This window comes from Alcaligenes sp. GCM10023179 (assembly GCF_042653705.1).
Lineage (GTDB): Bacteria > Pseudomonadota > Gammaproteobacteria > Burkholderiales > Burkholderiaceae_B > Alcaligenes > Alcaligenes phenolicus.
This window is the reverse complement of record NZ_JBHSIQ010000001.1, coordinates 1,245,667-1,259,266: the sequence shown is the minus strand read 5'-3', so window position 1 is coordinate 1,259,266 and position 13,600 is coordinate 1,245,667. Positions and strand designations below refer to the sequence as shown.

Here is a 13,600-nt window from a genome sequence, read left to right as displayed (position 1 = left end):
ACCGATCAGGCCAAAGCACTGACGTCTAGCGGGACGCCTGTCTTGGACTGAATGTACTCAAGGCTGACTTCTGGTGCCAACTCAAGCAACTTTAAACCATTTTCCGTCACTTCCATCACCCCCAGATCGGTAATGATGAGGTCAACTACCCCCACGCCCGTCAGGGGCAAGGTGCAAGAAGGCAGAATTTTCAGGTCTTCCGTGCCGTCTTTCTTGGTGGCTACGTGTTCCATCAGAACCACGACACGGCCAACGCCAGCAACCAGGTCCATGGCACCGCCCATGCCCTTGATCATCTTGCCGGGGATCATCCAGTTGGCCAGATCACCCTTTTCCGACACCTGCATGGCACCCAGAATCGCGATATTGATCTTGCCGCCACGAATCATGGCAAACGAGTCTGCCGAGGAAAAGATGGACGAACCGGGCAAGGTGGTGATGGTTTGCTTGCCGGCGTTGATCAGGTCAGCGTCAATCTTGTCCTCAGTCGGAAAGGGGCCGATACCCAGCAAACCGTTTTCCGACTGCAGCCAGACCTCAATGCCTTCGGGCACGTGGTTGGCAACCAGCGTAGGCAAACCGATACCCAGATTGACGTAAAAGCCGTCCTGAAGCTCCAGAGCGGCGCGTGCCGCCATTTGATCTCTATTCCAAGCCATTATTATCTTGCCTCGCTAATCAGGAAGAACGAACGGTACGCTGTTCAATGCGCTTTTCGGGCTGGGCATTGAGCACGATACGGTGCACATAAATACCGGGCAAATGCACATCATCCGGGTCCAGGCTGCCGGTCTCGACAATTTCCTCGACCTCGACAATGGTGATTTTTCCAGCCATGGCCACGTTCGGGTTGAAGTTGCGCGCGGTCTTGCGAAACACCAGGTTGCCGCTGCGGTCGGCCTTGTAAGCTTTGACTAGCGATACATCGGGCACCAGGGCCTCTTCCATCACGTATTGCTGACCGTTGAACTCGCGGATTTCCTTACCGTCAGCCACGATAGTGCCCACACCCGTTGCGGTAAAGAACGCAGGGATGCCTGCGCCACCGGCACGCAGCTTTTCAGCCAGTGTGCCCTGAGGAGTGAACTCCAGTTCCAGCTCGCCCGCCAGATACTGGCGCTCGAACTCCTTGTTTTCGCCCACATAGGAGGAAATCATCTTGCGGATCTGGCGTGTTTCCAGCAACTGACCCAGACCAAAGCCATCCACCCCGGCATTATTGCTAATGCAGGTCAGGTTTTTGACTCCGCTATCGCGCAGCGCAGCAATCAGCGCTTCGGGAATTCCGCACAGGCCGAATCCACCTACAGCGACTGTCTGTCCGTCGGCAACGACCCCCTGCAACGCCTCCTTGGCGCTTGGATAGACTTTATTCAATTGACTCTCCAATAACTCTTTAATTGGCCTAAACAGCAAACTTTGTCCAATACTGCCGCTATGCACCATACAGTGCTATCAGGCATTCTACGACTTGACTATGCTTTCCGTATACGTAAAGCTTAACCCTGAAAAACCGAGTGTATCTGTTTACGCTCATCTTCGGTCCAAGGTTGTGAGCCGCCTTGGGGGTTAATGGACACGAGCACACAGCGGCCACGTGCATAAATGACATCAGCTTGATTTGCGTCACATACAAAGACTTCCAACTCAATGCTGCTGCCACCGACTTTCAGCAATTTGTGCACAATCCGCACAGTGGCCGGATACAGGACCGAACGCAGGAAATCCAGGCTGGCGTGCGCCAGCACCCCGGTACGTGGAGAAGGTGGCACCATGCCCAGCTTCATCATTAACTGGACACGGGCTTCCTCGATGTAGCGAAAGTAGACCGTATTGTTAACATGATTCATGGCATCCAGATCGCCCCAGCGCACGGCAATATCAAAAGTGGCTCCTGCACCAGAATCTACTACTTGTGTCATTACATGCTCTCCTTACTGATATTTACTGATGAAGCCGGAAGCCAAGGGGCACTGCCTCTGGCCTCTGAACTCAAAACGGGATTGCTCAGACTACAATACAATCGACCGTACGCACAGTACACGAATTTCACCCGCCAACAATCAAGAACAAAGCGCTAAGCCGTAATAGGAGATCAGCAGCAATGTCTGAACGTGAATCGATGGAATATGACGTTATTATCGTCGGCGCTGGCCCTGCAGGCCTGGCCACCGCGATACGTCTTAAACAGCTCGCCCAAGAAAAAGAACAAGAAATCAGCGTCTGTGTCCTGGAAAAAGGCGCTGAAGTGGGTGCCCATATCCTGTCAGGCGCAGTCATGGACACGCGCGCCCTGGACGAGCTGCTGCCAGACTGGAAAGCGCAAGGCGCTCCTATTTCGGTAGAAGTGACTGAAGACAAATTCCTTTTCCTGACCGAAAAAGGCGCACGCAGCACCCCGATGTGGTTGCTGCCTGACTGTTTTAAAAACCATGGCAATTACATTGTTCGCCTGGGCAATGTCGTGCAATGGATGGGTGAACAGGCCGAGGCCCTGGGCGTGGATATTTTCCCCGGCTTTGCCGCTGCCCACATTCTGTATGACGACAACGGCGCGGTCCGTGGCGTCCTGACGGGCGATATGGGTGTGGCCCGCGACGGCACGCACACCTCCCACTATCAACCCGGCATGGAACTGCTGGCGTCCTACACCATTTTTGCCGAAGGTTCGCGTGGCCACCTGGGCCGTGAGCTGACCGAGCGTTTCAAGCTGGACGAGTCCCGCAATGCCCAAAGCTACGGCATTGGCATTAAAGAATTGTGGGAAGTAGACCCCTCCCAATCGCAGCCCGGCCTGGTGATCCACACCGCTGGCTGGCCACTGGATTCGGACACCTACGGCGGCTCTTTCCTGTACCACCTGGATAACAATCTGGTCATGGTCGGGATGGTAGTCGGTCTGGATTACGCCAACCCCTGGCTGTCTCCCTTTGAAGAATTTCAGCGCTACAAAACCCACCCTGCCCTGCGCGCCACGTTTGAAGGCGGCAAGCGCATTGCTTACGGGGCTCGCTCCCTGACCGCCGGTGGTCTGCTGGCGCTGCCCAAGCTCAGCTTCCCCGGTGGTGCTTTGGTCGGTTGTGATGCCGGTTTCCTGAATGCTTCGCGCATCAAGGGTAGCCACGCTGCGATCAAATCCGGCTCCCTGGCCGCTGAGGCCGCTTTTGAAGCCTTGCAAGCCGGACGCAAGCAAGACGAGCTGTCACAATTTGCCGAAAAGTTCAAACAGTCCTGGCTGCATGAGGAGCTGAACAAGGCCCGCAACTTCAAGCAATGGTTCAAGAAAGGCCGCTCGATTGCATCCGTCATGACCTTTGTGGAGCAAGGCCTGTTCAAAGGAAAAATGCCTTGGACACTGCGCAACAACAAGCCTGACCACGCCTGTTTGCAGCCTGCAGCCGAATGCGCGCGTATCGACTACCCCAAGCCAGATGGCAAGATCACCTTCGATCGTCTCAGCTCCGTGTTTATTTCAAACACCAACCACGAAGAAGACGAACCTGTCCACCTGACGCTGAAAGATCCGTCCGTTCCTGTGGCGGTGAACCTGGCTCGCTACGGTGGCCCCGAAGCCCGTTTCTGTCCGGCTGGCGTATACGAGTTCATCAAGACTGAAACCGGCGACGACAAGCTGCAGATCAATGCACAGAACTGCGTGCACTGCAAAACCTGTGACATCAAGGACCCCACCCAGAATATCGTCTGGGTTCCCCCGCAAGGCGGCGAAGGTCCGGTGTACAACGGCATGTAAAAACAACTCTGGCCTTGGTGTCACCGCCAAGGCCAGAAGTATTAATGTCGAAAAAGCCACCCCTCAGGGTGGCTTTTTTTTTGCTCTATGACTTGCGAGATCGGCTGGGCCAGTTCACTACGAACAGCCCCAATAGAATCAGGCCTGTCCCCATTAACTCCAGTTGAGTTGGCCATTCGTCCAGCAACAGCCAGGCCAGCAAAACAGTCAGTGCAGGCACGCCCAGACTGGACATCCCCGCCAAGGTCGCGCTGACACGACTGACTACCGCCATCCACAGCAGCCAACCTACCCCAGTTGCAATCACGCCCAGGTACAGAACGCCACTGAACATCTGCCATTCCATCACGATAGGACGCTGGGAAATCAGAAAGCTCAAGGGCAGAACAATCACAATCCCCAGAAGACACTGCCAGACTGTGGCATTGAGCAGCTCCACTCGATGACGCTCAAATAGCTGTTTGGAGAAAACCGCCCCCAAGGCCCAGCTCACGCCACTCAATGTCGCCAGAACCGAACCAAGTATGCCGCCCATTCCTTCCCAGGGCGCAATCAGAAGCATCAAGCCCAAAATCGCGGGCACCATACCCATTACGTGACGTTTCTGAGGTCGTTGCCCCAACATGGGCCAGGACAACAGCAGAATCCAGATTGGCATGGTGTAGGCCAGGGCCACCATCTTGCCTGCCCCACCGGCTTGCAAGGAAAACTGGCTAAGCAGTTGAAAGCCGGTAGTCTGGAAAATGGCAACACCCAGGCTCAGCTTCCATGGCGTAGGCCGTAAATGCCCGCCTTTAAGACGCAGCACCAGCCATAAAAAAACAAATGCCACCGCATAGCGTGCTGCAATCAGATCCACTGGCCCGATGTAGACAGTCATCGCCTTCATCACGACCCAGCTCATGCCCCAGGTCAGTACCACCAAGCCCATCAGCGCCAAAGCGCCCCTGTCTGCCTGCTGTTCCCCGCTCAAACCTTTCCCCTTTTCTTTGAATTCATGGACCGATGTTTTGGCCACGGACTCAATGCTAGGCTAATTCCACACTGCGCAGGTTTTCAGTAACAAAATAATCAGGAGAAATAAAAAAACCCTGGCTCTGCAAAGAAACCAGGGTCAAACAGGAACTACCAAAAAAATTAGTGTGCTTCGGACAACTGATCCAGAATGGCCGGATTCTCCAGCGTGGATACGTCTTGGGTGATCGGCTCGTTATTGGCAACAAAGCGCAGCAAACGACGCATGATCTTGCCCGAACGTGTCTTGGGCAGGTTTTCACCAAAGCGGATCTCACGAGGCTTGGCGATAGGACCGATTTCCTTGCCTACCCAATTGCGCAGCTCAGTGGCAACCTTGTCGGCCTCTTCGCCGGAAGGCAGATCGCCATTCAGCACCACATAGGCCACAATGGCTTCACCTGTCGTTGGGTCAGGCTTGCCCACAACAGCGGCTTCAGCGACCAGCGGGTGTGCCACCAGAGCAGACTCCACTTCCATCGTGCCCAAGCGGTGACCCGAAACGTTCAGCACGTCGTCGATACGGCCCATGACCCAGAAGTAACCGTCAGTATCACGCTGTGCGCCGTCACCGGCCAGGTAATAGCCTTTCAGCTCGGGTGGGAAGTAGCTTTTCACGAAACGGTCTGGATCGCCCCAGATGGTGCGGATCATATTGGGCCAAGGCTTGCGAATGACCAGGAAACCGCCATTGCCGCGTTCCGCTTCTTCACCCACCTCGTCCACAATGGCAACGTCCATGCCGGGGAACGGCAGGCCGCAGGAACCGGGTTTCAGGGGAGTGGCGCCAGGCAAGGGAGTAATGACGTGACCGCCGGTCTCCGTTTGCCACCAGGTATCCACAATGGGGCAACGCTCGCGGCCCACATTCTTGAAATACCACATCCAGGCTTCGGGGTTGATGGGTTCACCCACCGAACCGATGATGCGCAGGGTGTCCAGATTGTATTGCTTGGGGTGAATGGCCTCGTCCGCTTCGGCTGCCTTGGTCAAGGAGCGAATAGCGGTAGGTGCGGTGTAGAACACCGTCACGCCGTGGCGTTCAATCATGTTCCAGAAACGGCCGGCATCCGGATAGGTAGGCACGCCTTCAAACACAACCTGCGTCACGCCGGCAGCCAGAGGGCCGTAAGTAATGAAGGTGTGGCCTGTTACCCAACCGATATCGGCGGTACACCAGAACACATCGCTGTCCTTGGCATCAAAGGTCCACTGCACGCTCAGCATGGCACCCAGCAGATAACCTGCCGAGGAGTGCTGCACGCCTTTAGGTTTGCCCGTAGAGCCGGAGGTGTACAGAACAAACAGAGGGTGCTCTGCATTCACGGACACGGCTGGGCACTCGCTACCTTGACCTTTGACAGCATCTTCCCACCACAGATCGCGACCTTCATGCCAGGCAACGGGACCGCCCGTGCGCTTGTACACAATGACGTGACGCACGGCTTCGCAGTCACCGCCGCTCAGGGCTTCGTCAACTGCATTTTTCAGGGGGATGGCACGGCCACCACGACGCTGTTCGTCAGCGGTAATTACCAAGGAGGCACCCACGTCCACGGCACGTTCGTGCAGGCTCTTGGCCGAGAAACCACCAAACACGACGGAGTGAGTAATACCCAAACGGGCACATGCTTGCATGGCCACAATGGCCTGCACCGACATGGGCATGTAGATCAGGGCACGTTCGCCCGTCTTGTAACCCAGGGCTTTCAAACCATTGGCAAACTGGCAAACCTGTTCATACAGTTCGCGGAAGGTCACTTTGGTGACTTCACCACCGTCGGCTTCAAAGATCAGTGCAGTTTTGTTTTCAGTGGGGGTGCCAAGGTGCTTGTCCAGACAGTTGGCCGAGACGTTCAGCTCGCCATCATGGAACCACTTGTAAAACGGGGGCTTGCTGTCGTCCAGAACCTGGGTAAAAGGCTTGGTCCAGACCAGACGATCGCGGGCCAACTCCGCCCAGAAACCGGGGTTGTCCTGCTCGGCTTTCTGGCAAAGCTCCTGGTAGGCCGCCATGCCAGCAATGCTTGCTTCGCGTTCCAGTTTGGGGAACACGGGAAAGACTCGGCTTTCCGACAGGACGGATTCAATAGACGTTGGACCGCTCATGGTGTTGGCTCCTTTATTTTCCAGATTTGGTGTTTTTTTTGGGCCACGCATGGGCAGCCCAGCTTAATTTTATATAAACGTAACGCGCCTTACTTACTCAATCCTGACAACTGAGATCGGCTTGATTCTTGGCCAAAATGCCGCGCTGAAAATTCAAACGCGACAGGATCAGCAGGCCCGCCAGAAAGAATAATCCCGTGCAGGCCAGAGCCAAGCGGTGGTTCCCGCCGCTTAGCCAAGTCACCAGACCGTAAGACAGCGGACCACATACTGCGGCCAGTTGAATGGCAAAGGTCCACAAGGCAAAAAACTCAGCCAGACGACTCTTGGGAGCCAGCAGTCCAACCATGGCTCGCCCCGCACTTTGGCTACTCCCTATGCATAGCCCGGCGACGGCTGCCGCCGCCCAGAACCCGGCCAAGGAACGCGTGCTGACAGCAATTCCCACCATGACCAGCCAGGCACACAGCGTCAGTGCCAGAGCACGTCTATGGCCGATGCGATCCTGCACATGTCCAAACAACAAAGCCCCCACGGCAGCCGCAATATTGACGGTAAAGATCAGCGTCATGGTTTGCGCCATGGTGAAACCCATGGCCTCGGTGGCGTACACCGCCGACAAAGTAATAATGACGGCAATCCCGGCTTGATAGGCAGCACCACATAACAACAAGGTGCGGAAATCGGGAAAATGCTGATGCACATCACGCGCCGATGCAATCAGGCGCGACAACATGCCCTGCTGCTCTGCCCCGCTGGGTGCACTGCGTTCGCGCAGAAACAGAAAAGAAGGCAAGGCTGACAAGGCAAACAAGGCAGCCGTAATCAGGGCGATACCGGGCACATACTCTTGAGCCGTCCATCCTTGCGATGTCGCCCAGGTCAGAAAAGCCAGGGAAAGGCCCAAGGCCAACATGCCACCAAAATAACCAAAACCCCAGCCCCAACCGGAGACACGCCCCAAGGCGTCAGGCCGGGCAATTTCCGGCAAGAAAGCGCCGATGATGGACTCGCCTATGCAATAGCAATAATTGGATAAAGCGATAAAAACCAGGGCCCAGACAATGTCATTGGGACCGGCCCAATACAGCATCACGGTTGCCGACACACAGCCTATGGTGCTGCTGAACAAAAGTCGCCTTTTGCCTTGACGTGCATCGGCTTTTGCACCGAGCCCCGGCATGGTCAACATGATGCTCAAATACGAAGCGGACAAGGCCAAGGTCCACGCCAAGGTAGCCCAGCTGCGGCCTTCGGCGACGACACCAACAAAATAGGCACTGTAAACACTGGTCAAAATGACGGTGGTGTAGCCAGAGTTTGCGAAATCATACATAGCCCAAGCCCACAACTCGCGCAGCCGTACTCCTTCGTTTAGGGCTTTCCCTAGGGCTTGTCCCATAAATCGCATCATTCAATCCCTATAAACAGTAAAACTTCGCTCTATTTCGGCTAACTTTCAACAAGTCAGCAAGAACAGCACTGGACCCATGCACAGGGCCTGAAAACCGCTGTCAGCCGCACTTTGCAACAGTATGATTCAATCGCAAAATACACTCCTACAATGCTTTACGGTGCAATTATCATCCGGTACACTGCCAAACATTCAACGCACAGCAACGTCCGGCAAAGTATGGTGCTTTTAGCCATACTTACAGCCCTGATACCCATCAATTGCTGCTAATTTCAGCAAAAATAGGCATCAAGGTTGTGCTGCTGCCCACCAAGTCCTTAAAAAAGCCCTGGTCATGCCGCCACATTACCTGAATCCACCCGCACTTTTGCACATTACCTATCGCAGCGCCAAGTATCTTTTGTTAGCCGGCGCGCTCGCTCTGACAGGGTGTGCCACCACTGGAACTCAACAGTCCAGCCAGAACAAAGATCGTGCAGAACTGGATCACGGCTATTACGCCGACTACGAATTCCAGACCGAGTCCGACCCGCTGGGTACATATCTAGCTAACCGCGCTCGCAATGACATCAATATTGCGTACAGCAGCGATCGTCGCCAAGGGCGCGCCGAAAGCCGCAGTAGCCAAGCTTCTTCCTCTACCCACGGCCTTGCCAACGCCGCCCTGAACTTCCTGGGCGTGAAGTACAGTTTTGGTGGCGATGCTCCCAGCACTGGCTTTGATTGCAGCGGTTTGGTGTCCTACGTGGCTGAAAAGTCCCTGGGTCTGAAACTGCCCCGCCAATCCAAGGACATTGCCAAAGAAGGCACTTCGGTTAACCGTAGCGAGCTGCGCAAAGGTGACCTGGTCTTCTTCAATACTCGTGGCGCTCGTTTCTCTCACGTAGGCATTTACCTGGGTGATGACAAATTTGTCCACGCCCCTCGCACTGGCGCTGTTGTCCGCGTCGAGAGCATGGAAGTGGGTTACTGGAAAAAACGCTATAACGGCGCACGCCGCCTGGCGGCTGCCGATACGCAGCAGTCCGAAGCTCGTTTGCGTAGCGTCAAATAAGACCGACCTGCTGCCAAACCGGCAGCACACAAAAAAGCCACTGTTTCATAACAGTGGCTTTTTTTTAATCTGTAAAGATTCCTTCTTTGCCCCAGTAAGTCATGCCGCCAATCTAGTGGCTCTTGGACTTACCGAGCGGACAAGATTCACAATAGCCGCATTGGGTTAAGGCTTGCTTCATGCTACAAACCGAGCGTCGGCAGGCAACTACTCGAATACCGGACTTCAAGGCAGCAGCCCGGAAGGTTTTCATGACGTTGTGACCCAAGAAGTCGGTCAGCAAAATCAGCAAATCGGTGCCGGAAGGCAACTGCAGGGTTTTTTTCTGGTGGGCTGGATCACGCCCGCTAATATGATGTTTGATCGAGATATTGTGGATCTTGAGCAAGTCAGGAATGTTCCCCAGACGGTCTGCTCCAACAACGACTGCACTGACGTATTGAGACACAGGAAGCTCCATTGGCTAAGAAAGTTGGATAATGATAATCATTCTTATTATCATAGTCAATTGAGTCGATAGCTTGTTTCAATTTTTACTTATAGCCTTTGACCATAAGCTCTCACCTGCCCTGCAAAACCACGCCGACCGCACAAACAATAAGGGCCACCGTGGAATCACGATGGCCCTTATTGCCAACTAAACAGTGGCTAGTTCTACAACGGGCCACCAGCTTGTTTCTCATCCAGAGCGCTCAGCACCACATCCCGGGTCAATTCCGGTGCCAGCATCTCCAGCAGTTCAAAAATATAGTCACGCAGGAAAGCCCCGGCTTTCACCGCCACCTTGGTGTGGTGTGCGCCAAACAAATGCCCTGCTGGCAGGCCCACCAGACCCTTATCACGACGCGGATCGAACGCGATGCCCGCGATGATACCGATACCCAGACCGACATCAACGTAGGTTTTGATCACGTCAGCATCAATAGCTTCCAGCACAATATCCGGAGTGATGCCGTGCTTGGCAAAGGCCTCGTCGATCGAACCTCGGCCCGAGAAAGCATGGTCGTAAGTCACGATGGGGTATTGCGCCAGGGTTTCAATGGACAGCTGCTTGTTGGCAGGCAGATCAGCCAGTGGATGGTCCGGCGTCACCACCACCGTATGCTCCCAGGTGTAGACCGGCAAGGCGACCAGGCCCGGCGTCAGCGCCAGGGTTTCGGTAGCGATGGCCACGTCAGCCTGCTCGTGTATCACCATCTGGGCCAGCACAGGCGGGCTGCCTTCAGCCAAGGACATATGGACCTTGGGAAAGCGACGGCGGAATTCAGGGATCACCTTGGGCAGCAAATATCGTGCCTGGGCGTGGGTACAAGCGATCACCAAGGTGCCTTCATCACGGCGGGCGAAGTCGTCGCTGACACGCTTGAGGTTGTCGATCTCGCGCATGATGCGGTCGATCACCTCGGCGACAGCTTCGCCCGGTCGGGTCAAGCCCTTAATGCGTTTTCCATGACGTTCAAAAATCTTGATGCCCAGTTCATCTTCAAACTCGATGATCGCTTTGGACACCCCCGGCTGGGAGGTATAGAGCGAGCGAGCGGCTTCAGTCAGATTGAAGTTACGTCGGATGGTCTCTCGGACAAAGCGGAATTGTTGAATATTCATATGTTAATAGCCCCAGGTACAGGGCTATTATATGTAATAAGGAACAGCTCGCTTATTGCATTAAGTTATATATATAGATTCAACAATTACGTCATGCTGATTGTTGTATTCATCGTATTGGCATGAGCTTGCCAACGGGCCGTCACGGTTTTGGTCTGTGTCCAGAACTGAACGGCTTGTTTGCCGTTCGGACCCAGGTCACCCAACTTGGACGCACGCGAGCCAGTAAAGCTGAACCAGGCCACCGGCACAGGGATAGGAATATTGATACCGATCTGGCCTACGTCGATACGGTTCTGGAAGTAGCGCGCATGGCCGCCGTCCTGGGTGAAGATGGACACGCCATTACCGTTGGGGTTGCGGTTGATGAACTGCACCGCCTCTTCCAGCGTATTGACACGCACAATGCACAGCACGGGTCCGAAGATTTCTTCTTCGTAAATGCGCATATCGGCTTTCACATCATTGAAGATGGTTGGGCCGACAAAGTTACCGCTTTCATAGCCAGGCACTTTCACGCCACGGCCATCCAGCAAGAGACTGGCACCTTCCTGTACACCGGCTTCAATCAAGGATTCCACACGCTGGCGAGCACGCGGCGAGACCAAGGGGCCCAGATCGGCCTGACGGTCCGTACCTACGTTGACCTTCATGGTGGCAGCACGTTTGACCAGTTCATCAACCCACTCACCAGTTTCGCCGACCATCACGGCTACCGAGATCGCCATGCAGCGCTGGCCGGCCGCGCCAAAAGCAGCGCCCAGCAATTGGTTGATCGCCACATCACGATCCGCATCAGGCATCACAATGCAGTGGTTCTTGGCGCCCATCATGGCTTGCGAGCGCTTGCCAGCTTCAGTGGCACGACGGTGAATTTCGGTGCCAACAGCTGTCGAACCAATAAAGGACACAGCCTTGACTTCAGGATGGGTCACCAGGGCATTGGCAATATCTGCACCTCCGTGGACCACGTTCAGCACGCCTGGAGGCAGGCCAGCTTCCAGAGCCAGTTCAGCCAGCATCAGACTGGCGCTAGGATCCTGCTCGGAAGGCTTGAGCACGAAGGTATTACCGCAAGCCACAGCCAGCGGGAACATGAAGCAGGGCAGCATCACCGGGAAGTTGAACGCGGTCACACCGGCACACACGCCCAAGGGCTGGATCAGGGTGTAGACATCAATACCGCCCGCAGCGTTTTCTGCGTATTCGCCCAATTGCATCGAAGCAATGGAACACGCGTATTCGATCACTTCCAGGCCGCGGCCTACTTCACCTTCAGCGTCAGGCATGGTCTTGCCGTGTTCACGCGAAATGGCTTCAGCCAGCTTGGCACTGTTTTCACGCACCAGACGCTGCAGATTCAGCATGACGCGCATGCGCGCGCCCTGGCTGGAATGGCGCCAGCTCTCATAAGCCTTGGCCGAGCTGGCAATAATGGTTTCCAGCTCTTCCATCGTGGCGTAAGGCACTTGGGCCACGACTTCCTGGGTGGCTGGATTGAGCACATCGTCCCAACGGGTGCTCTTGGATTGAACATGTTGTCCATCGATCAGCAAAGGTACACGAACCACTTCCGTCATAGCATGTCTCCAATGAATTGCTCAGGCGGCTAAGCCTTATTTGTTATCCCACTTGTATGAGGGTTCTCATCGAGTGTAGAAGCCTCAAGACCCGTTTACCATGTTGAAAAATGCACAGGAGCTGGGCATTTATGCACAAGTCTTTTTCAGGGCGGGCCCATCACGATGGACTGGGATAATCTGCGTTACTTTCTGGAAGTGGCCCGCTGCCAGCGTATCAGCGTTGCCGCTCAACGGCTGGGCGTTCAACACAGCACCGTGGCACGCCGTATCCAGGCACTGGAGCAGGAACTGGGCTTGCGGCTGTTCCACAAGTCCACGGTCAGCGGCTATAGCCTGACCAGCGAAGGGCAGAATCTGCAGCAACGCATGGAGCCGGTAGAAAGCCGCTTGCTGGCGGCTCGCGATGCGATTACGGGCAAGGCCAGACCCTTGACCGGCAAGCTGCGCCTGGGCTGCACTGAAGCCTTTGGCAGTTATGTCCTGACGCCCTTGCTCAGCATTTTCCAGGCCCAGTATCCGGAGCTGACCCTGGAGCTGTTGCCTGTACCCCGCCCTATCAGTCTGTCACGCCGGGATGCCGACTTGGCCATTGCACTGGAGCGCCCCCAACGCGGCCCTTACTGGTGTACGCGCCTGGCAGACTACAGCTTGCGGCTCTATGCCCATCAGGATTATTTGAACAGCCATCCGCCCATAGAAAGCGTGCAGGATTTGTCCCAGCATCGCTTTATTGCCTATGTGGATGATCTGGTGTTCAGCGACAGCCTGCGCTATCTGGAAGAAATCGTCAGATCTGCAGCCGTGCGCTTTCGCAGCACCAGCGTGATTGCGCAGTATCAGGCTACCTTGCAGGGACAAGGAATTGCCGTTCTGCCCTGCTTTCTGGCAAAAACCGATCCGCGCCTGCGTTGTGTTCTACCCGACCAGGTGGAATTGCGTCGACGCTTCTGGATGTTCTGTCATGAGGAGCAGCGTCAAAATCCCAGCCTGACCCGGCTCTGGCACTTTCTGAAGCAGTCTGTTCAGGAGCGACAAGATTTGCTGGATGGAGCTTGAATCGCTCAATCAAG

12 protein-coding genes are annotated in these 13,600 nt (G+C 55.2%); 3 read left to right on the top strand and 9 right to left on the bottom strand.

Going from position 1 to position 13,600, the window contains the following annotated elements:
• Positions 1 to 5: 5 nt before the first annotated feature.
• From ACFPDR_RS05595 to ACFPDR_RS05585, 3 genes are all read right to left on the bottom strand, one after another.
• Complete coding sequence (locus ACFPDR_RS05595) at positions 6 to 659, bottom strand: CoA transferase subunit B (protein WP_009456529.1); 654 nt, start codon at positions 657 to 659, stop codon at positions 6 to 8.
• Between the two features lie 19 nt (positions 660 to 678).
• The gene (locus tag ACFPDR_RS05590; RefSeq protein ID WP_009456533.1) at positions 679 to 1,377 is read right to left on the bottom strand and encodes a CoA transferase subunit A; all 699 of its coding nucleotides are present in this window, start codon (positions 1,375 to 1,377) and stop codon (positions 679 to 681) included.
• Between the two features lie 122 nt (positions 1,378 to 1,499).
• Positions 1,500 to 1,922 carry an acyl-CoA thioesterase gene (locus ACFPDR_RS05585; RefSeq protein ID WP_009456536.1) on the bottom strand — a complete coding sequence of 141 codons (423 nt, stop codon included), beginning with the start codon at positions 1,920 to 1,922 and terminating at the stop codon, positions 1,500 to 1,502.
• A 182-nt stretch (positions 1,923 to 2,104) separates the two neighbouring features.
• Here ACFPDR_RS05585 and ACFPDR_RS05580 point away from each other — a divergent pair, with 182 nt between their 5' ends.
• Entirely contained in the window at positions 2,105 to 3,751 is a 1,647-nt protein-coding gene (locus tag ACFPDR_RS05580) for an electron transfer flavoprotein-ubiquinone oxidoreductase (protein ID WP_060186497.1), read from the top strand.
• Between the two features lie 85 nt (positions 3,752 to 3,836).
• On the opposite strand, the gene ACFPDR_RS05575 is transcribed toward ACFPDR_RS05580, so the two are convergent.
• The 3 genes from ACFPDR_RS05575 to ACFPDR_RS05565 form a co-directional block, all read right to left on the bottom strand.
• The gene (locus ACFPDR_RS05575) at positions 3,837 to 4,724 is read right to left on the bottom strand and encodes a DMT family transporter (protein WP_031232600.1); all 888 of its coding nucleotides are present in this window, start codon (positions 4,722 to 4,724) and stop codon (positions 3,837 to 3,839) included.
• Between the two features lie 164 nt (positions 4,725 to 4,888).
• Positions 4,889 to 6,874, bottom strand: a complete 1,986-nt coding sequence (acs, locus tag ACFPDR_RS05570) for an acetate--CoA ligase (RefSeq protein ID WP_376910777.1) — start codon at positions 6,872 to 6,874, stop codon at positions 4,889 to 4,891.
• A 97-nt stretch (positions 6,875 to 6,971) separates the two neighbouring features.
• Positions 6,972 to 8,276, bottom strand: coding sequence for an MFS transporter (locus tag ACFPDR_RS05565; protein ID WP_026483086.1), 1,305 nt, complete (start codon positions 8,274 to 8,276; stop codon positions 6,972 to 6,974).
• A 346-nt stretch (positions 8,277 to 8,622) separates the two neighbouring features.
• Between ACFPDR_RS05565 and ACFPDR_RS05560 the strand changes: the two genes are divergently transcribed.
• A complete protein-coding gene (locus tag ACFPDR_RS05560) occupies positions 8,623 to 9,342 on the top strand; it encodes a C40 family peptidase (RefSeq protein ID WP_026483087.1) in 720 nt (239 codons plus the stop codon).
• Positions 9,343 to 9,454: 112 nt separating this feature from the next.
• Here ACFPDR_RS05560 and ACFPDR_RS05555 read toward each other — a convergent pair whose 3' ends face one another.
• The 3 genes from ACFPDR_RS05555 to ACFPDR_RS05545 all read right to left on the bottom strand — a co-directional run bounded on the left by ACFPDR_RS05555 (position 9,455) and on the right by ACFPDR_RS05545 (position 12,527).
• Entirely contained in the window at positions 9,455 to 9,802 is a 348-nt protein-coding gene (locus ACFPDR_RS05555) for a DUF2325 domain-containing protein (RefSeq protein WP_259672468.1), read from the bottom strand.
• 194 nt (positions 9,803 to 9,996) lie between these two features.
• Positions 9,997 to 10,947 carry a CysB family HTH-type transcriptional regulator gene (locus ACFPDR_RS05550; protein ID WP_009456554.1) on the bottom strand — a complete coding sequence of 317 codons (951 nt, stop codon included), beginning with the start codon at positions 10,945 to 10,947 and terminating at the stop codon, positions 9,997 to 9,999.
• An 86-nt stretch (positions 10,948 to 11,033) separates the two neighbouring features.
• On the bottom strand, positions 11,034 to 12,527 hold the full coding sequence (locus ACFPDR_RS05545; protein ID WP_009456555.1) for a CoA-acylating methylmalonate-semialdehyde dehydrogenase: 1,494 nt from the start codon (positions 12,525 to 12,527) through the stop codon (positions 11,034 to 11,036).
• Positions 12,528 to 12,692: 165 nt separating this feature from the next.
• On the opposite strand from ACFPDR_RS05545, the gene ACFPDR_RS05540 reads away from it, so the two are divergent.
• Positions 12,693 to 13,586, top strand: coding sequence for a LysR family transcriptional regulator (locus ACFPDR_RS05540; RefSeq protein ID WP_035272524.1), 894 nt, complete (start codon positions 12,693 to 12,695; stop codon positions 13,584 to 13,586).
• Positions 13,587 to 13,600 lie beyond the last annotated feature (14 nt).